15 protein-coding genes are annotated in these 17,315 nt (G+C 43.9%); 11 read left to right on the forward strand and 4 right to left on the reverse strand.

Features of this window, described 5'->3' with window-relative positions; translation table 11 throughout:
• The first annotated feature begins 26 nt into the window (after window positions 1-26).
• Complete coding sequence (locus tag DDR33_RS11080) at window positions 27-599, forward strand: Crp/Fnr family transcriptional regulator (protein ID WP_109415857.1); 573 nt, start codon at window positions 27-29, stop codon at window positions 597-599.
• A 54-nt stretch (window positions 600-653) separates the two neighbouring features.
• Here the strand turns inward: DDR33_RS11080 and DDR33_RS11085 are convergent, their stop codons facing one another.
• The gene (locus tag DDR33_RS11085; protein WP_109415858.1) at window positions 654-989 is read right to left on the reverse strand and encodes a YegP family protein; all 336 of its coding nucleotides are present in this window, start codon (window positions 987-989) and stop codon (window positions 654-656) included.
• 245 nt (window positions 990-1,234) lie between these two features.
• Window positions 1,235-1,987 carry an SDR family oxidoreductase gene (locus DDR33_RS11090; RefSeq protein WP_109415859.1) on the reverse strand — a complete coding sequence of 251 codons (753 nt, stop codon included), beginning with the start codon at window positions 1,985-1,987 and terminating at the stop codon, window positions 1,235-1,237.
• Between the two features lie 272 nt (window positions 1,988-2,259).
• Here DDR33_RS11090 and DDR33_RS11095 point away from each other — a divergent pair, with 272 nt between their 5' ends.
• The 3 genes from DDR33_RS11095 to DDR33_RS11105 all read left to right on the forward strand — a co-directional run bounded on the left by DDR33_RS11095 (window position 2,260) and on the right by DDR33_RS11105 (window position 5,653).
• Window positions 2,260-3,375, forward strand: a complete 1,116-nt coding sequence (locus DDR33_RS11095; protein ID WP_109415860.1) for an alpha/beta hydrolase-fold protein — start codon at window positions 2,260-2,262, stop codon at window positions 3,373-3,375.
• 90 nt (window positions 3,376-3,465) lie between these two features.
• Window positions 3,466-4,638, forward strand: a complete 1,173-nt coding sequence (locus tag DDR33_RS11100; protein WP_109415861.1) for an alpha/beta hydrolase-fold protein — start codon at window positions 3,466-3,468, stop codon at window positions 4,636-4,638.
• 37 nt (window positions 4,639-4,675) lie between these two features.
• Entirely contained in the window at window positions 4,676-5,653 is a 978-nt protein-coding gene (locus DDR33_RS11105) for a polysaccharide deacetylase family protein (protein ID WP_109415862.1), read from the forward strand.
• Window positions 5,654-5,703: 50 nt separating this feature from the next.
• Here DDR33_RS11105 and DDR33_RS11110 read toward each other — a convergent pair whose 3' ends face one another.
• Window positions 5,704-7,473, reverse strand: coding sequence for an LTA synthase family protein (locus DDR33_RS11110; protein WP_238387762.1), 1,770 nt, complete (start codon window positions 7,471-7,473; stop codon window positions 5,704-5,706).
• A gap of 419 nt (window positions 7,474-7,892) precedes the next feature.
• Here DDR33_RS11110 and DDR33_RS11115 point away from each other — a divergent pair, with 419 nt between their 5' ends.
• The 3 genes from DDR33_RS11115 to DDR33_RS26865 all read left to right on the forward strand — a co-directional run bounded on the left by DDR33_RS11115 (window position 7,893) and on the right by DDR33_RS26865 (window position 9,840).
• Window positions 7,893-8,249, forward strand: coding sequence for a YciI family protein (locus tag DDR33_RS11115; protein ID WP_109415864.1), 357 nt, complete (start codon window positions 7,893-7,895; stop codon window positions 8,247-8,249).
• A 22-nt stretch (window positions 8,250-8,271) separates the two neighbouring features.
• Complete coding sequence (locus DDR33_RS11120) at window positions 8,272-9,534, forward strand: RNA polymerase sigma factor (protein ID WP_109415865.1); 1,263 nt, start codon at window positions 8,272-8,274, stop codon at window positions 9,532-9,534.
• 177 nt (window positions 9,535-9,711) lie between these two features.
• On the forward strand, window positions 9,712-9,840 hold the full coding sequence (locus tag DDR33_RS26865) for a GNAT family protein (RefSeq protein ID WP_262509936.1): 129 nt from the start codon (window positions 9,712-9,714) through the stop codon (window positions 9,838-9,840).
• A gap of 30 nt (window positions 9,841-9,870) precedes the next feature.
• Here DDR33_RS26865 and DDR33_RS11130 read toward each other — a convergent pair whose 3' ends face one another.
• Window positions 9,871-10,092 carry a hypothetical protein gene (locus DDR33_RS11130; RefSeq protein ID WP_109415866.1) on the reverse strand — a complete coding sequence of 74 codons (222 nt, stop codon included), beginning with the start codon at window positions 10,090-10,092 and terminating at the stop codon, window positions 9,871-9,873.
• A gap of 221 nt (window positions 10,093-10,313) precedes the next feature.
• Between DDR33_RS11130 and DDR33_RS11135 the strand changes: the two genes are divergently transcribed.
• The 4 genes from DDR33_RS11135 to DDR33_RS11150 all read left to right on the forward strand — a co-directional run bounded on the left by DDR33_RS11135 (window position 10,314) and on the right by DDR33_RS11150 (window position 17,294).
• Complete coding sequence (locus tag DDR33_RS11135) at window positions 10,314-10,865, forward strand: RNA polymerase sigma factor (RefSeq protein ID WP_109415867.1); 552 nt, start codon at window positions 10,314-10,316, stop codon at window positions 10,863-10,865.
• Between the two features lie 12 nt (window positions 10,866-10,877).
• Window positions 10,878-12,017, forward strand: a complete 1,140-nt coding sequence (locus DDR33_RS11140; protein WP_109415868.1) for a FecR family protein — start codon at window positions 10,878-10,880, stop codon at window positions 12,015-12,017.
• 95 nt (window positions 12,018-12,112) lie between these two features.
• Complete coding sequence (locus DDR33_RS11145) at window positions 12,113-15,463, forward strand: TonB-dependent receptor (protein WP_109415869.1); 3,351 nt, start codon at window positions 12,113-12,115, stop codon at window positions 15,461-15,463.
• Between the two features lie 31 nt (window positions 15,464-15,494).
• Window positions 15,495-17,294 carry a RagB/SusD family nutrient uptake outer membrane protein gene (locus tag DDR33_RS11150; protein ID WP_109415870.1) on the forward strand — a complete coding sequence of 600 codons (1,800 nt, stop codon included), beginning with the start codon at window positions 15,495-15,497 and terminating at the stop codon, window positions 17,292-17,294.
• Window positions 17,295-17,315 lie beyond the last annotated feature (21 nt).

A 17,315-nucleotide genomic window follows, 5' to 3' on the forward strand; every position in this document is an offset into this window, starting at 1 on the left:
GAAAGGACATTTGTCCCGGCTGATATATGTTACGTACCAATCAATCATTTTTGAAGCACATAGAGCAGCTCTATGAAGCGCAGCAACGCAGGGAAAATATTATCGTTAAATCTTTTCCGGCAGGGAAGAAGCTTCTGATACAGAATGAGAAACCATCTAAAATAATGCTGATTAAGGATGGTATAACGAAATGTTTCTTTACAGAAGAAAACGACAAAGAATATATTCTTGAATTTCTGGGAAAAGGAGAAATTGTTGGTGAGATAGAATTAATCCGCAACATTCCCTGTATATGCAGCGTCGAAGCGATAACCGAGGTAACCGTCTATGCAATATCAGTTCCCTATTTTCATGATTTACTGAAAAGTGATTTTGAAATGAACAAGTTGTTGCTGAATGCTTTTGCCGAACGTATTGTGAATACTGCGAGCCGGGCATCTTATCAGCAGCTTTATACAACGGAATATTCGCTGTCGAAATTATTGCAGTTACAGTCCGGACAGGAACTCGATATTTCAAAGGAAGACATGGCTGCTTATCTAGGGATTACTATAAGAAGTCTGAACAGAGCAATGAAGGAAGTGCGGGGCAGTATCTGATGTTGGTGCCGCCAGGTAGACCGCCTGTGCCAATCTACCTGGTAAAGGACGGGCTTAAACGGTATAATCTAAAACTGCGGCCTGGGGGGCTGCTGTTTTTACAAGCGCAATGTCATACTCGCGCCTTTCACTTGTTTTATAATTTTCGCTGCTGCAGATTATTTCGCTGCGGGATGTTTTAAGGTTAAAGGAATAATGATCGAAGTTCTGATTGCGCCGTTCATAACGATGATCAAGAGAGGCTTCTGCTTTTATGGAGTTTATTGCTTCCATACAACTGTATTTACATGTGTATCCTTCGCTACTTAAAATAACCTTATTGCCTGCAACCTTCAGATAAAAATAGTAGTGATTGTTGATAGCGCTTTTAAAGATCTTAAACATACTCATTCAAAATAATTTTAAATAAAACCTGGACATCGAACCCACAAAAGGGGATTGCTTTAACTATAAATTTTCTGAAGCAAAAATTCATTAGATTCATCACATTAGAAAGGACATTTGTCCCTGCAGAAAAATCTTTTACTACGGATACAAATGTTTAGGTTTATAGTTGTGGTCGAGAGGAGAGTTAAGTAAAAGCGCTCATTAGAATGCCCTGCTGATTTCGTATTAAGCAGGGCATTGTTTGAGGATCAAGAGATGACCGATATACCTGCATCTACCGTTAATTCTGTTCCGTGAATGTAGGAGGCCTCCTGTGAAGCCAGAAACAAAACTGCGTTTGCGATTTCCATTGGCTCTCCCAATCTTTTAAATGGTATAGATGGAATAATGCTTTGGATAGCACTGCTGATCTGTTCTGTACTCAGCCCGGTATTACTGAAGATATTAGTTTTGATATGGCCCGGGCTGACACCATTCACCCGGATACCTTTTCCTGTTAATTCGGAGGCAAAAGTTTTAATAAACGACTGCACTGCTGCTTTAGCAGCCGTATATACAGAGAAATTTGCCATTCCTGTTGTGGTGACAAATGAAGTGTTGAGAATAATGGAACTGCCCTCCCGCATAAATGGGAGAATTTGCTGAACGGTAAAGAATGTTCCTTTTACCAGCATATCGAACAGTTCGTCGAAATGCTCTTCACTGGTGTTTTCCACTGATGCAAACCTTCCATAGCCAGCGTTAACAAAGAGCAGGTCGAGGTTTGGCGTGATTTGTCTAACCTGTTCAGGCAGATCCCTTATATCTTCCATTTTTCCGGCATTGGATGGAAATCCATAAGCTTTTTCGCCGAGTAGTTGTACCGCGTTATGAACGGTTTCCTCACTTCGTCCTGTAATGATCGCATGGCCGCCATCGCTGATGAACTTTTGTGCTGTTGCAAAACCCATTCCGTTAGTTCCACCTGTAATGAGTGCGAATTGATCTTTAAATCTTTGCATGGTGTTGTTTTTAAATCTTTTTTTGCAAAGATGGAAGAGAGGCACTCCTTAAAAAATCCGAAAATTGCGATATTGAAAAATCAATGCTCCTTTATTGGAAATTATCAAATAGCAACGATTTGGCTTAGGGATGTCTGTTTGTTGATCGACACATTTAGATATTAGACATTCATGCTATAAAACTGTACAAATTAAGCATTCCCGGGCTTTCTCTCTTACTATCTTTAGGTCATTGAAATTAAACGATAACCTGTTAAAAAGAAAAAATAGCAATGAACCTAAAATGTATGACCATTATTCTGGCAGTCGCATTTGCATGCACATTCTGCCATGCCCAAACCAGTTCGGGCAGTATTAATGAAGATTTCAGGCCGTCCCCCCTGAACCAACCCGGACAAGAATACCCTCAGGTAAATTCGCAGGGATATGCGCGTTTCCGGATCTTCGCGCCACATTCAGACAGCATCCGGGTGAGCCTTGGACTTGGCGGTCAGGGAGGTACCAGGCTGAGCAAAGGTTCCGATGGTTTTTTCACCGGCACCACTGCCGGACCAATGGACGAAGGATTTCACTATTATCATCTGACAATTGACGGTGGAGTGTTCAATGATCCGGGAGCACTAAACTTCTATGGGTCTACACGCTGGGAGAGCGGAATTGAGATTCCGGCAAAGGACCAGGACTTTTATGCGCTGAAAGCTGTTCCCCATGGTCATGTACAGCAAATTCTCTTTCCTTCAAAAAGCACCAATACGTCGCGCAGGGCATTTGTATACACTCCTCCCGGCTATGGGAAAAGTTCCCGGCGATATCCTGTATTGTATTTACAGCATGGATGGGGAGAGGATGAAACTGCCTGGAGCAACCAGGGCCGGGCAAACCTGATTATGGATAACCTGATCGCAGAAGGAAAGGTTAAGCCGTTTATTATTGTTATGACTTATGGTATGACCAATGAAGTCAAGTGGGGCAGTATCAGGAGTTTTAAGATCGATGAGTTTCAGACAGTGCTTACAGATGAGCTTATTCCGTATATAGATAATAATTTTCTAACAGTTGCCAACAGGGAGAACCGCGCTATGGCCGGCCTTTCAATGGGAGGAATGGAGACGCATAGCATAACACTTAATAAGTCAGATCTGTTTGGCTATTACGCCCTCCTCAGCGGAGGAATTTTTAAACCGGAGGAGCTGAAAGACAAAGCCAAACCGAGGTTAATCTTCTTAAGCTGTGGTAGCAAAGAGCGCCCGGAAGGTGTATTAAATGCAGTCAGTACCCTGAAAGAAGCAGGTTATCATGTAGTTTCTTATGTTTCGGAGAATACAGCTCACGAATTTTTGACATGGCGGAGAAGCCTGCGGGAATTAGCTCCACTGTTATTTAACTAAATTTCTTAAGAAAAACAGGAACATGCAAACACGCTTGTTCCCGTTTTTTGCCCATCTAAACGGTGGTGATATCTAAATGAATTGACCAAAATGAATTTCAGGAATGCCGTTATTGCTCTGTCAACCGTAGTTCTGACCCAGATCTGTTTAGCTCAGACGAGCCTGCCGTTGTCTATGACGGAGTTTACACCTGCGGAAACGAACCAGCGCGGAAAACTGTTTCCGCAGGTAAATGCAGAAGGGAGAGTGCGGGTAAGCATTTCCGCTCCTCAGGCTTCGGGTGTACAGCTGGATATCGGCGGCAAGCGTTATGATTTGGTAAAAGACGAAAAAGGGATATGGACAGGCGAGTCCCTCCCGCAGGACGAGGGTTTCCATTATTATCAGCTTATTATAGATGGTGCAGCGATTCCCGATCCGGGAAGCCTCTGTTTTTACGGAGCCGGAAGACTAGGCAGCGGGATCGAGATACCGGCTCACGATCGTGTTTTTTATGCCTTGAAAGACATCCCTCACGGCCTCGTCTCTGAAAATATCTATTATTCGAGGCTAACGGGGACATGGCGAAGATGTTTCGTGTATACGCCGGCAATTTATTATGAAGACAATACATCCCGTTTTCCGGTACTGTATCTGCAGCACGGGAGTTTTGAAGATGAAACAGGATGGGCTAATCAGGGTAAAGCGAACCTGATCCTTGACAATCTGATCGCTCAGAATAAAGCAAAACCCATGATCATAGTAATGGATAATGGTTATGCGTTTAAACCGGATGAAAACAAGGGACAGGGGAGCAGCGCACAGGGAGCCTCAAACTTCGAGGAGGTGCTGATGAACGAAGTGATTCCAATGATCGACAGACGGTTTCGTACAATTGCAGATCGTGAGCACAGGGCGATCGCCGGCCTCTCGATGGGAGCCAATCAAACGATGAGGATATTGATGAACAATCTTGATCGATTTTCTTACTATGGCGGTTTCAGTGGTACATCAAATTATCCTGACGCTGATGAAATTGACCCCGGCATATTTTTAAGTGGGAAATTTAAGGATGGGGAAGCTATCAATAAGAAACTCCGTCTGTTATGGCTTGGATTAGGGACAAAAGAGCCGGTGCCATTTCCAGGGTCTGTAGGAGCATTCAGAAACATGTTAAACAAGCAGGGGATCAGGTATGTGTATTATGAATCTCCCCAAACTGCACATGAATGGCTTACATGGAGGAGGAGTCTGAATAATTTCGCAGCTTTGTTGTTCCGGTAATGCCAGTCAGAGTAATAATCCCCGGAAAGATTACAATATGCGCCGCGCAATAATTTATGCACTGCTTCTTCAAACATTGTTCATTTTGTCTGCCCCTGTTTATGCGCAGGAGGAAATAAAAAACTACACTGTTGTCTTTGGTGATACATATTACGGAGGAAAGGAGCTTCTTATCACCAGGGAATTTAGTTTTGACAAGCGGAAAGGATATATCGCTGTCAATCCTTACTCTCTGGAAACTGTGACTCTCCCCGCTGACAGGGTGGCTTTAACTCCTTTACGATGGAAAGATGTGTTATCCAAATTTGCACGTACTCCCTATATTAAAGCCATTATTAATGCCCGGAACCAATCTGTAAAAATCCAGGATGCCGGAATTACTCATGGCTTTCCCCGGGAAAAAGGGGTGACGCTAACCATTGACTTGTGTCCCTCTCACAAACCTCTCGACCGGGTAATATTTACCGCTCTTATTGCTGAATTTAAGAAGTCAGAACGGCCGGTGCCTCTCGCTTTGTCAGTGACCGGTAAATTCCTGGCGACCCATTCAAGAGATATCGAATGGCTGAAAGACCTGGAAAGGTCCGGTGATCTTTCTTTAACATGGATCAATCATACTTATAATCATTACTTCAATCCAGCAGTTCCGCTGGATAGCAATTTCCTGCTAAAGCCAGGTACGGATATCCCTTTTGAAATTCTTGAAACAGAACTGAAGATGCTTAGGGCGGGTTTAATGCCTTCCGTTTTCTTCAGATTTCCGGGCTTGATATCAGACCGGAAAATAGTAGAGACGGTAACTAATTATGGTTTAATACCTGTGGGCAGCGATGCATGGCTTGCAAAAGGACAAAGAGCGACCAATGGAAGTATCGTTTTGATTCATGGGAATGGCAATGAGCCCCTGGGGATAAAGGACTTTATCTCGTTGTTACGGGCGGAGAGGAGGAATGTTCTGGATAAAGAATGGCTTATGTACGACCTGAGGAAGAGTTTAGCAGACGAATTCAAATAATGAATACAGAAATTGGCTTTCTGCTTGCCGCAGAAAGTTCCTTTAGCTTTTTATTCTTCTTTGTATAGGATGAAATTGTTTTTGGCGGCGTCCGGACGACAATTCTTACATTGTATGCTCTGGTGTAGTTTTCCGCTTTTAAATAAATCGTAAGCGGATTGATAGCTGGCGATCGCCATGTCTGTAAGGGACTTTGGTAATATGTGTGGTTTTTGCCCATCGTTTTGCCTGTCATACAAATATGTTTCCACCTTTTGCCGGGGGCTGAGAATGACCAGGCTATCCTGCCGGAGGTAAGATAACTTCTGGTAGGTTCCCATAAAGGCACGGGGGACATAACGACTGTCCAGTACATTTTTTCCATAGAAGCTGCTTTCGTAGGTCCAGTGAAGCAAGCTGAACAGTGTCGGATAAATGTCTATCTGGGAACATATTTTGTTAAAGACTTGTTGGTTAACCCCGGGGACGTTTAACATAATACAAGGGATATGGTACTTGCTGATATCTATTTCGTTTTTACCCGCACTGCTTGCGCAATGATCGGCAACAATAATAATCACCGTATTTTTGTACCATGGTTTTTTCTCTATTTTTTTCAGAAAACTGCCTATGGCATAATCTGTGTATCTTACCGCAGCATCCCTTGTGCCAGGCTGCATTTGTATTTTTCCCAGAGGAAAAGTAAAGGGACGATGATTGGATGTGGTCATCACAAAATCGTAAAAAGGCTTGCCTTTTTTACTGTCAGCGTCTGAACCCTGTATAACTGCGTTAAAAAGATCTTCATCACATATTCCCCACGCATTTTCGAAATGGACTTCGCTGTCTCTAATACGTGTTCTTCTTGTACGATAGTTGTCGCCAAGTTTAACATTTCTGCCCCGGTCAGTAATCGTATAGCCGTTGCTCCCAAAATACTGATTCATATTATCGAAATAGCCGTCACCGCCATAATAGAAATTGCTGACGTATCCCGCCTCCTCGAAAATATGTCCTGTAGTGTTAAGCTTTTCATTTCCCTGACGTCTGACAATACTGCTCCCCGGAGTTGGAGGAACCGACAGCGAAAGTGCTTCCATGCCGCGCACCGTACGGGTGCCTGTTGCATACATGTTGCTGAACAACATGCCATTTTCTGCGAGAGAATCAAGGACGGGAGTTAAATGCCGCCCGTTTCCAAAGTGTTCCATAAAATCGGCACTCATGCTTTCTATCGTAATCATAATCACGTTAGGTTTGAATACAGGGCCAGAATTATGGATTACCCGTTTTATGGAATAATCATCTGAAAGGAAGTACCCGTCTTCAGGCTTTAGGTCGTCCCGGATAATCTTATAGGCGCTCGGCTTAGGAAGCAAAGCGTAAAAATCAGTATAGCTAAGTTCATTATTCTTAAAAGCAGCGAAAAAAGAATAGATACCAGCTTTCGCAAGTTCATTTTCATAACGGTTGTCACTGGTTTCTGCATCCGAATTACTTAAAAAGAGCGGTAAAGCGAACGTCAGGATAAACAAGCTACCCGAGGCAAGAATTCTTCGTTTAAAAGATAAATCGGAGTGGAACGCCTGTTTAAATATACCTGTCTTGCGGAAAAGCACGATAGCGGCTAGTACCAGGGTAAATTGAGCTGTCAGAAGAAGGGGGAGAGGGTATGACTCATTTATATTATGAATGACCTCATAGGTATAAACAAGATAATCTACCGCTATAAAATTGAAGCGGCTTTCAAATTCCTGCCAGAAAGTTATTTCGGCAAAGAACGAAAAGAAACTTATAGATAATATGATAAAAAGATACAGGTAGCTTATCAGTCTGTTCACAAGAGTGTTTCCCCATTTCGACGGAAGAAAAAGCAGGTAAACATTATAAAGTGCTGTTAAGAACAATGAGACTGCAAAGTCATATATAACCCCCCGCAGATAGATATGCAATATTCCCCAAAATGTGAATCCGGTTTTCGAAAGAGAATTCAGCAGTAATCCGGTTCTGAGCAGAAAGGAAATTGAAATGAAAAATACAATTATGACGGAAAGTATGCTATATCTGCCGCGGAAAAAAGACTTAAACATGGTTGCTATTTGTCCGTCAATGATAAGCCCGGATTCTGTAGAAAATCTGTTTTTCAAAAGATTTGTGCGAGCCTGGAAAGGAAAGTGTTTTTTTGAATATTTTTACTGGAAATCTGTCCCCTAAAAAAGAGACCAACCGTTATTAACATGAATTTCAAAAAAAATAAAAGATGAAAGAATTTGTTTTAATCTTCAGAAACAGCGTAACCGAGGGGTTTAAGCCCTCGCCAGAGCAAATGCAGCAACTGATGACCGACTGGATGAGCTGGATGGGTAGTGTGGCGGCTCAGGACAAACTTGCCGATAAGGGCAACCGGCTCTCGATGTCGGAAGGGAAAACCGTTAAGCCCGGAGATATAGTCACGGATGGACCTTATACAGAAGTAAAGGAGTTTATTAATGGTTACATGATTGTTAAGACTGATACTATTGAAGAAGCCGTTTCTATTGCAAGCGAATGCCCGATCCTTAAAATTGGCGGTAATGTAGAAGTGAGGAAGATCGTGTCTCCGGACGATAACAGTTAAAACAAGCAGAGAAAGACGTGTAATGGAAGGGACCCAGAGCAATAGTAATGCAGAATTGATCCCACATCTCTTCCGTCAGGAATATTCCAAAATGACGGCGGTGTTATGCCGTTATTTTGGTTTGGAGCAAATTGAACTGGCTGAAGATATCGCCAGTGAGACGTTCCTGAAGGCATCAGAATACTGGCCGGTACATGGTGTTCCTGAAAACCCGGCCGGATGGCTTTATACGGTTGCTAAAAATAAAGCGAAAGATCACCTGAGGCGCGGTCAGCTTTTCGAAACGAGGGTGAAGGATGCATTAAAGCCTGCTGAAGCGATATCCGGGCATGAATTTGAATTCAGTGATGAGATCATTGCAGACAGCCAGCTAGCCATGATTTTCGTAGTATGTGATCCCGTGAATTCCCAGTCTGCACAAGTCTGCCTTGCTTTGCAAATACTTTGTGGCTTTAGTGTGGAGGAAATGGCAAATGCCTTTCTTTCAAATATGGAGACCATTAAAAAAAGACTTCAGCGAGCGAGGGCAAACTTGCGGAACGACGGATTTCAGCTCAGGAAATTGCAAAAGGACGAAATTAGTACAAGACTGGACACCGTCTTAAAGACATTGTATCTCCTTTTTAATGAAGGCTACTTTTCGCAAAACGAAAATCAGTTTATCCGTAAAGATTTATGTTCTGAAGCCATGAGACTCACATTGTTGCTTGTAGAAAACAAACTGACAAATATGCCGCAGGTGAATGCCCTGCTTGCACTGATGTGTTTTCAAAGTTCACGGCTGGACGCCCGTACGAGCGATACAGGAGAAGCGGTATTGTATGAGGACCAGGACAGAAGGTTATGGAACCGCTTTCTTATTGAGAAAGGCAACTATTATCTTTTAAAGGCATTTTCTGAAAAACAGGAATCAAAATATCATATTGAAGCGGCCATAGCCTGCTGGCATACCACCACCAGGGACGAAAAATGGCCCCACATTCTGCAATTGTACAACCGGCTTATTGTACTGGAGTATTCACCCGTGACCGCGATCAATCGCCTGTTTGCTTTCGGTAAAGTATATGGAAAGGAAAGTGCAATTAAAGAGGCCGAAAAGCTCAACCTTAGCAGCAACAGTTATTACCATGGCTTGATGGGGTTTTTATACAGTGGGGTGAATACCGGTTATGCAATAATGCATTATAAGCAGGCTCTGCGATTTACGAAGTCTGTCATTGAAAAGAAAGCACTGGCAGACAAAATTGACCAGCTTACTACGCTAGTACAAACAGCCGGACAATAAGAGGCTGCCAGATCCTGTTTAGAATGCTTCTGTAAGAAACTTTATTGACATATTTGTCTATGATAAAGATCAGAAAGGGTTGTAGTGAGGATATTGGAACGCTTATAGATATTTGGCTGCGGGCATCTGTTCAGGCGCATCATGTTATCCCCGAAAAGTACTGGAAGAAAAACGTGAGTGCTATGGAAACAACTGAATACGACAGGTGTGAGGTTCTACCAGTCAGAAGGATTCAGGATTACATCTGAAACGACAGACCAGCCTACACAGGAAAAGGAGTTTGAGATGAAATGGAAAAAGGAATAGCCTTTGTAACGGTTTTTCTTTTAAGAGAGGTCAATCCAGGACAACCTGCCACTGATGGTCGTCATTGATCATATAGCCTAATCCGTCGCTCATTTCATGCACATCTTTTTGATACTTGTCGCTGAACCTTGTGTACAATTCACGGACAGGCGCTCCGTTTTCGCGTTTCAGATAAATCATCAGGGATGCCATATTCGGTGCTACATCTTTCAATTGATCATATTCGCCTTCTTTTACAAACGCTCTGCTCATAATTAATATCCGGAATTGTCAGTTCTGATTAACATTGTCTTTAAGCAACAAGCTTTGTAGTTACCGGTTTTATATATTTCTCATCTTTTTACAGGGATCTGTTGCAAACAGACATTCAGGAGTACGTTGAACCTGGTTACTTGGAGCCATTGTGTTCTTTGTTTTTGCATCTTTAAATCGATTTAGTATATTTGGATCAACCAATAATTCCTATTATACAGATGAGTATTCTCCCATATAATACGCCAAAAGGATCACAGGAAGATAGTTCTGAAGAATTTGATTTGATTTTCAGGCACTTTTATAAGTTTGTTTTTACAACAGCCTTTTTTATTTTAAAAGATGAGGAAGAGACGGAGGACCTGGTGCAGGGCTTTTTTATTGATCTTTGGGAGAAAAAGAAATACATGCAACTGGATGAAGATATGAAGGGGTATCTTTACGTAGCCATCAGGAACAAAGCTCTTAACAGAATACGAAATAGAGAGACGGAGCGAAAGCGCCAGGATGTTTACTACCTGGATGCCGGGAAGCATCCGGACATGGCAGACGGGATAGACGATTATTTACTGAATTTAAAAGAAGCTTTATATGAGCTCCCCGTTCAGAGAAGAGAGGCTATTCAGCTTGTTTATTTAAATGAAAAAAAGTACAGGGAAGCAGCAGATGTTATGGGAATCAGCATTAATTCGTTGAAAACACACCTGAAAATTGGTTTGAGAAACCTTCGGAACCGACTGAAGGGAAGGGGCAGTATCAATGGAAACATATAGTAGCCAGTTCGCATGTATTCGAAATATGAACATATAAAGCAATTGTACATCGAAAAGATATCGGGTGTATTATCGGCTGATGACGAGTTGAAACTCCGGAAGATGCTCGGGGAAGACGAAGAGTGCAGGGAAGCCTGGGCTGCTCTGGCAGAAGAAAGCAGGTTAATGGAAACATCAACTGTGCTTGAGGGCATTAACGTAGAGTCGGAGCTTAAAAAGGTAAAGGATTGGACCGTAACGCCTAAACGTAATTTTTTTCCTTCAAAATGGGCTTCGGTGGCAGCTGTTCTGATTGTGATTTCTGCAATGGCAGTTGTTTTTCTGAGGAACGAAAAAAAGCAGCGGTATCAAGCGGCTGCCAAGGGTGAAAAAGAGAATACGAAAGTCCGGTTGTTGCTGAATAACGGAATCACCGTAAATCTTGGACATGCTGACAGTTCGGGAATATTTACTGCTGGTAAGGTGCAGGTACACACTTCTTCCGGAACGCTCGGGTCTATCACGGGGGGAAACGCCACCGCCCTGAACACCCTCATTGTTCCGCCATCAGAAGATTATTCTATTACCCTGGATGATGGCTCAGTTATAACTCTTAATTCCGATAGCAGGCTGCGTTTCCCTGCGGAATTTCGTGGGGGTAAGAGAGAGGTCTACCTGGAGGGTGAGGCTTATTTTACAGTTGCTGCTGATGCGAAAAAACCGTTTATTGTACATACAGAACTGACAAGCGTACAGGTATTGGGTACCAGCTTTAATCTTAACACTTATAAGAAGGGAGCCGTTACAGCATCTCTCGTCAGCGGATCTGTCCGCGTCATCGCTGATGAAGGAAATAAAGTCACACTGACTCCCGGATTAGAATCAGAATTTACTTCCGGACGTGGTTTTGTCACGAGAGGCTTTGATCCGGAGGATGTTCTTTCATGGATGAAAGGCGTCTATTATTTTCATGACATCCCTTTGTCTGACCTTCGTCCGGTCATTAAAAGATGGTTTGGCGCTGACCTTGTCCTGGAAAATGACCGGCTTTCGGAAAAACGCATATCAGGACTTATTGAAAAGAACCGTTTGGATGACTTCCTGAAAGATCTCCGTACGTCTGCTCATCTCCGTTCCTCCATGGAAGGGAATGCCCTTCATCTCTCGGAATAATCTTCCGGTAAGCTTCGTAAAATAAATATACGGGTGCCCTTCACCCGAACTGTTTATTGCGGTGTAGTATAACCAAACAATATAACCAGTTAATTATGGAAAAAATTTTACGACGATTCAGGCTTACCCGCCTGTGTTTGTTTCCTGTCTTTTTTTTCTTCACCTTTTGTATGCAGATGGATCCTTTAATGGGACAAACCCGTCCGGAAAAACGGGTGATTACTCTGTCGGGGACGCACTCCTTGTCGCAGATCTTCCAGGCAATCAAGAAGCAGACCGGATTTACAGTTTTTTACAGTAACAATTTACTTGACGATTCCAGGCGTGTTACTGTGAATCTTACTAAAACTGATCTGGCGAACGCGCTTGATGTAATATTTAAGGATTTAAATATTAAATATGAATTCAGAAGGGACAGGGTGATCGTACTGGATAAAAAGGCCGAAGAAGCCAATACAAAACCAGAACAGAATGTTGTTGTATCAGGCCAGGTACTGGATGAAAAAAAGCAATCTCTTCCTGGAGTAACCGTCAGATCGCTTGGGACCGGAAAAGCGGTAATGACCGATTTAAATGGTTTATTCAGGATTCAGACTGCCGGGGACCGGGACAGCCTGCGGTTTTCTTTTGTCGGTTATAAACCTATAACCCTCTTTGTAGGACAGAAGAGAAATTTCAGTGTAACCTTCGAGGCAGGAACAAACGATGCTCTTAACGAGGTGGTAGTGGTGGGTTACGGAATGCAAAAGAAGATCACCACCATTGGAGCTCAGAGTTCGATTAACGTTGAGGAACTGAAGCAACCGGTGGCAAACCTAACGAACCTTATAGCGGGAAAGGTTTCGGGCATTATTGGTGTGCAGCGAAGCGGTGAACCTGGCTTTGATAACTCCGAGATCTATATACGCGGTATCTCGACGTTTACGAGCAGCTCGCCTCTAGTCCTGGTCGACGGAGTCGAGAGGCCTTTCAGTAATATTGATCCGGAAGATATTTCAAACTTTACTGTATTAAAAGATGCCTCGGCAACGGCTGTATATGGTGTGAGAGGAGCTAACGGGGTTATTCTGATAGAAACCAGGAAAGGCAGATCAGGAAAAAACAAGATTACTGCCCAGGTGGACGGAGGAGTGACCCAGTTTACAAAACTTCCGCAGTTCGCTGACGGTGTTACCTATCTGACTGTGTCGAATGAAGCCTTCAGGAACAGTAATCCTAATGAACTCACTCCAAGATATTCACAGGAACGTATAGAGGCTACAGCTAACGGAACAGACCCCGACCTTGCACCCAATGTGGACTGGTTTGATGTGATATTCAATAAATACGGCAATAACAGGCGGGCACGGGTAAATGCTAGCGGCGGATCTGATAAGGCCTTATATTATTTATCTGTAGGGTACTATGATGAAACTGGTATGTTTAAAACCGATCAATTAGCGAAGTACAATTCTGAGATCAGGTTTAAGCGGTACAATTTTACTTCCAATCTTACCCTGAATGTGACCAAAACAACGAAGGTGGATTTTGGTGCTTCCGGCTGGATCAGCAATGGGAACTACCCTGGCAGTTCAACTGGAAACGTTTTTAACGCAGCTTATGTGATGCCGCCTATTACTATTCCCGTCAAGTATTCTAACGGATATTTTTCTCAGCCCCGCACGGGAGATATGGGCAACCCCTATACCATGCTGACGCAGTCGGGATATTCCAACCGGTTCGACAGTCAGCTTTTCAGTAATATTTCGGTGAACCAAAATCTGGATATTATTACGAAAGGTCTTTCCATCAGGGGAATGTTCTCTTTTGATAATAATAATGGCCATTATATCAGCAGAAGTAAATCCGTCGATTCTTACCTGGCAACAGGCCGGGATGCCCAGGGAGAGATACAATTTACGCGCTCTGCGATTGGGTCAAATTACCTCGATTATAAGCGGGAAAATGGTGGATCCAGACAGTTTTACCTGGAATCGGCAGTTAATTACAACCGGGCATTTGATAAACACCAGGTTTCTGGATTGATCTTATTTAACCGTACCGACAGGGTTGATGCATTTGCCGGTGATTTTATGAGCTCAATTCCATACCGTTATATGGGCCTGGCCGGCAGGCTTACTTATGCGTATGACAACAAATATCTTGCAGAAGCAAATTTCGGGTATAATGGGTCGGAAACCTTTGCTCCCAGCCGCCGGTTTGGATTTTTTCCTTCATTTGGTGTGGGATGGGTAGCTTCCCAGGAGAAATTTTTCGAAGGTATAGAAGATGCAGTATCCTTTCTGAAATTCAGGTTCACTTACGGGGAAGTAGGAAATAGTCAGATTGGGGGCAGACGTTTTGCCTACATTCCAACCGTTGGAGGTGGCGGCGGATATGATTATGGCCGCAATAATCAAAATAACTCTATCGGAGGATTAAGCTTTGGTGAATATGCCGTAGATGTCTCGTGGGAGAGGGCTAAAAAATATAATTTGGGCGTAGAGTTGCGAACCTGGAAGGATGCGGTTTCGCTGGTTACTGAATTTTTCAGGGAAGAGCGGACCGGGATATTCAGAAAGCGGGGCGATGTGCCCTGGTTTGCGGGTATTGAAAATTTGCCCTGGGCCAATCTGGGAGCTGTAAATAACAAAGGGATAGACGCAACGCTTGATTTTAATAAACCAATTGGGAAGGATTTCAGGGTAGGACTGAAAGGAAATGTTACCTGGAACCGGGCAAAAGTGATTGATAATGCTCAGGTTCCATGGCCTTATCCGTGGCAGCAGCAAATCGGCCGTAAACTTGGGCAAAGGTTTGGTTATATCGCGCTGGGTCTTTTCCAGTCAGATGAAGAAATTGCAAACAGTCCCTTTCAGGCAGGTACCAATAAGCCGGGAGATATTAAATATAAAGATCTTAACGGCGACGGAAGGATCGACTCCTACGACCAGGCGCCTATAGGATATGGAAGTTTACCTGAAATCGTGTATGGCTTCGGCCCTACGCTCGGCTGGAAAAACTGGTCGCTGGGAGCTTGGTTCAAAGGGATCAGCAATGTCGATATCAGCTTGTCGGGCGACGGTTTCCGTCCGTTCACTTATGGGGGGGAGCGTGGTAATTTGCTGGCAGCTATCTCCGACCGGTGGACGCCGGATAATCCCAATCCCAAACCCTTTTATCCCCGGATTACCTATGGCGCCGATAATATGAATTTTGAAGGAAGTTCATGGTGGGTGAAAAACGGTGCTTTCCTCAGAATGCAGACCCTTCAGCTTAACTATGAATTTGCGAGGAAGAAATGGCTGGACCGAGTTGGGATGTCGAGTCTGGATATCTACTTTATTGGCTATAACCTGGCAACATTCAGTGGCTTTAAACTATGGGATGTGGAACTTGGGGATGGCAGAGGGTCACAATATCCCCTGTTGAAAACCTACAATTTCGGTATGCGGGCTAATTTCTGATAGATTGAGTTTGAAAGTAAAAATTATTGACATGAATTTTCAACGGTATAAAATAAGGATAGTAAGTCTTCTGCTTGCGATTTTAGCAGGCTTTACTTCTTGTCAGAAGTTCCTGGAACAGGTTCCGGATGACAGGATTACGATGGAAGAGGTTTTCAGGAAAAAAGGACCTTCCGAACAGTTTCTCGCCAATGTGTATAGTTACGTTCCTGACGAGTGGGAGGCCATTCATGCTGTTCCGTGGGTAGGGACCTCCGACGAGGCAGACCTCACCTGGTCTGGCAATTTTAATTACGGCATCAATGTGGGAAACCTAAGTCCGACGAATACAACTCCCGACTTCTGGGCTCCGTATTACCGGGCAATACGGGCTGCTACTTATTTTATGAATCACATTAACGCAAATGATGAGATCAGGAATCTAAGCGGTCAGCAACTCATTGATCAGTATATTGCGGAAGCGAGGTTCCTGCGTGCTTTCTATTATTTCTGCCTGATGCGGGAGTACGGACCTGTTATCCTGGCAGGAGAAGAGGTGATTGCTCCCGACGCACCTGCGTCTGAAATGCAGCTTCCCCGTAGTCCTTACGATGAGTGCGTCAATTATGTGGTAAGCGAATTAGATAAAGCAGCGGCTGGATTGCCCTTAACGCCCCAGAGAAATGGTCAGCAAAATGATGCAGAGTGGGGAAGGGCGACTAAGGGAATGGCCCTGGCAGTGAAATCAAGGTTATTACTCTATGCAGCCAGTGCACAATACAACGGTAATACTGAAGTATCGGGGTTCAGGAATCCCGACGGCACTGTACTGATTGCTCAAACCAGGGACAACGAAAAATGGAAAAGAGCTGCTGATGCGGCAAAAGAAGTAATCGATCTGGGTATCTATTCTTTATATAAAGACCCATCCGGAGATCCTGTAAAATCCCTGGAGGGCGTCTTTTTTCAGAGCTGGAACGATGAGCAGATCTTTGCCAGGAAAAGCAATGGACTGGCCGCCTGGGATGTACACTGTATGCCGAGGCAGGCGGGTGGCTGGTGTGGGATCGGCCCCACACAGGAGTCTGTAGATGCTTATTTTATGTCCGACGGCAAGCTGCCCTCAGAATCGGCTCTTTATTCTGAAGAAGGCTTCACGAATGTTGCTGGCCAAAGGGTCTTTAATATGTACCTGAAAAGGGAGCCGCGCTTTTACCGGGATGTCACATATAATAACAGTATCTGGCAGGGCGGATCGATGTCTTCCCCGGCACCCATCAGCTTTTTTGTTTCTGGTCCGAACGGAAGGAACGGGCATGCTACCGATTTTTCAAAAACCGGCTATCTGGTCAGGAAGAACGTCGGTCCGACTACAAATGTCGGATCGGGAGGGAACGGTCAGCGGCAGGACCGGCCGGCACCGCTGTTCCGGCTGGCAGAAATATACCTCAACTATGCTGAAGCTCTCAATGAGTACGAGCCGGGAAATGCAGATATCTTGAAATATCTGAATCTCATCCGGGAAAGGGCAGGCATTCCGCAGTACGGTGCCGGGACTAACGCTCTGCCGGTGCCGGCTGATCAGGCCGAAATGAGAAAAATGATCAGGGCGGAAAGAAGGATTGAACTTGCATACGAAGGGCACCGTTGGTTTGATATAAGACGATGGAAGATTGCACCACAGGTGATGGGTACTTTACATGGCATGGATATCTCTAAAGACGGAGATGAGTTTTATAAGAGAGTTCCGACCATGACGCCCCATTTATTCAGATCCTCTTACTATTGGTGGCCTGTAAGTCAATATGAACTGGATCGGAACAAGAATCTTATTCAGAATCCCGGATGGTAAATGTGTTCATCTTTAAATTCA

The organism is Pararcticibacter amylolyticus (assembly GCF_003130405.1).
GTDB lineage: Bacteria > Bacteroidota > Bacteroidia > Sphingobacteriales > Sphingobacteriaceae > Arcticibacter > Arcticibacter amylolyticus.

What these genes read in the sequence shown, in the direction of transcription:
- DDR33_RS11090 (WP_109415859.1), bottom strand. Translation starts at nt 1,987, where the DNA reads ATGCAAAGATTTAAAGATCAATTCGCACTCATTACAGGTGGAACTAAC.
- DDR33_RS11105 (WP_109415862.1), top strand. Translation starts at nt 4,676, where the DNA reads ATGCGCCGCGCAATAATTTATGCACTGCTTCTTCAAACATTGTTCATT.
- DDR33_RS11095 (WP_109415860.1), top strand. Translation starts at nt 2,260, where the DNA reads ATGAACCTAAAATGTATGACCATTATTCTGGCAGTCGCATTTGCATGC.
- DDR33_RS11130 (WP_109415866.1), bottom strand. Translation starts at nt 10,092, where the DNA reads ATGAGCAGAGCGTTTGTAAAAGAAGGCGAATATGATCAATTGAAAGAT.
- DDR33_RS11080 (WP_109415857.1), top strand. Translation starts at nt 27, where the DNA reads ATGTTACGTACCAATCAATCATTTTTGAAGCACATAGAGCAGCTCTAT.
- DDR33_RS11115 (WP_109415864.1), top strand. Translation starts at nt 7,893, where the DNA reads ATGAAAGAATTTGTTTTAATCTTCAGAAACAGCGTAACCGAGGGGTTT.
- DDR33_RS11085 (WP_109415858.1), bottom strand. Translation starts at nt 989, where the DNA reads ATGAGTATGTTTAAGATCTTTAAAAGCGCTATCAACAATCACTACTAT.
- DDR33_RS11150 (WP_109415870.1), top strand. Translation starts at nt 15,495, where the DNA reads ATGAATTTTCAACGGTATAAAATAAGGATAGTAAGTCTTCTGCTTGCG.
- DDR33_RS11120 (WP_109415865.1), top strand. Translation starts at nt 8,272, where the DNA reads ATGGAAGGGACCCAGAGCAATAGTAATGCAGAATTGATCCCACATCTC.
- DDR33_RS11140 (WP_109415868.1), top strand. Translation starts at nt 10,878, where the DNA reads ATGTATTCGAAATATGAACATATAAAGCAATTGTACATCGAAAAGATA.
- DDR33_RS11100 (WP_109415861.1), top strand. Translation starts at nt 3,466, where the DNA reads ATGAATTTCAGGAATGCCGTTATTGCTCTGTCAACCGTAGTTCTGACC.
- DDR33_RS11145 (WP_109415869.1), top strand. Translation starts at nt 12,113, where the DNA reads ATGGAAAAAATTTTACGACGATTCAGGCTTACCCGCCTGTGTTTGTTT.
- DDR33_RS11135 (WP_109415867.1), top strand. Translation starts at nt 10,314, where the DNA reads ATGAGTATTCTCCCATATAATACGCCAAAAGGATCACAGGAAGATAGT.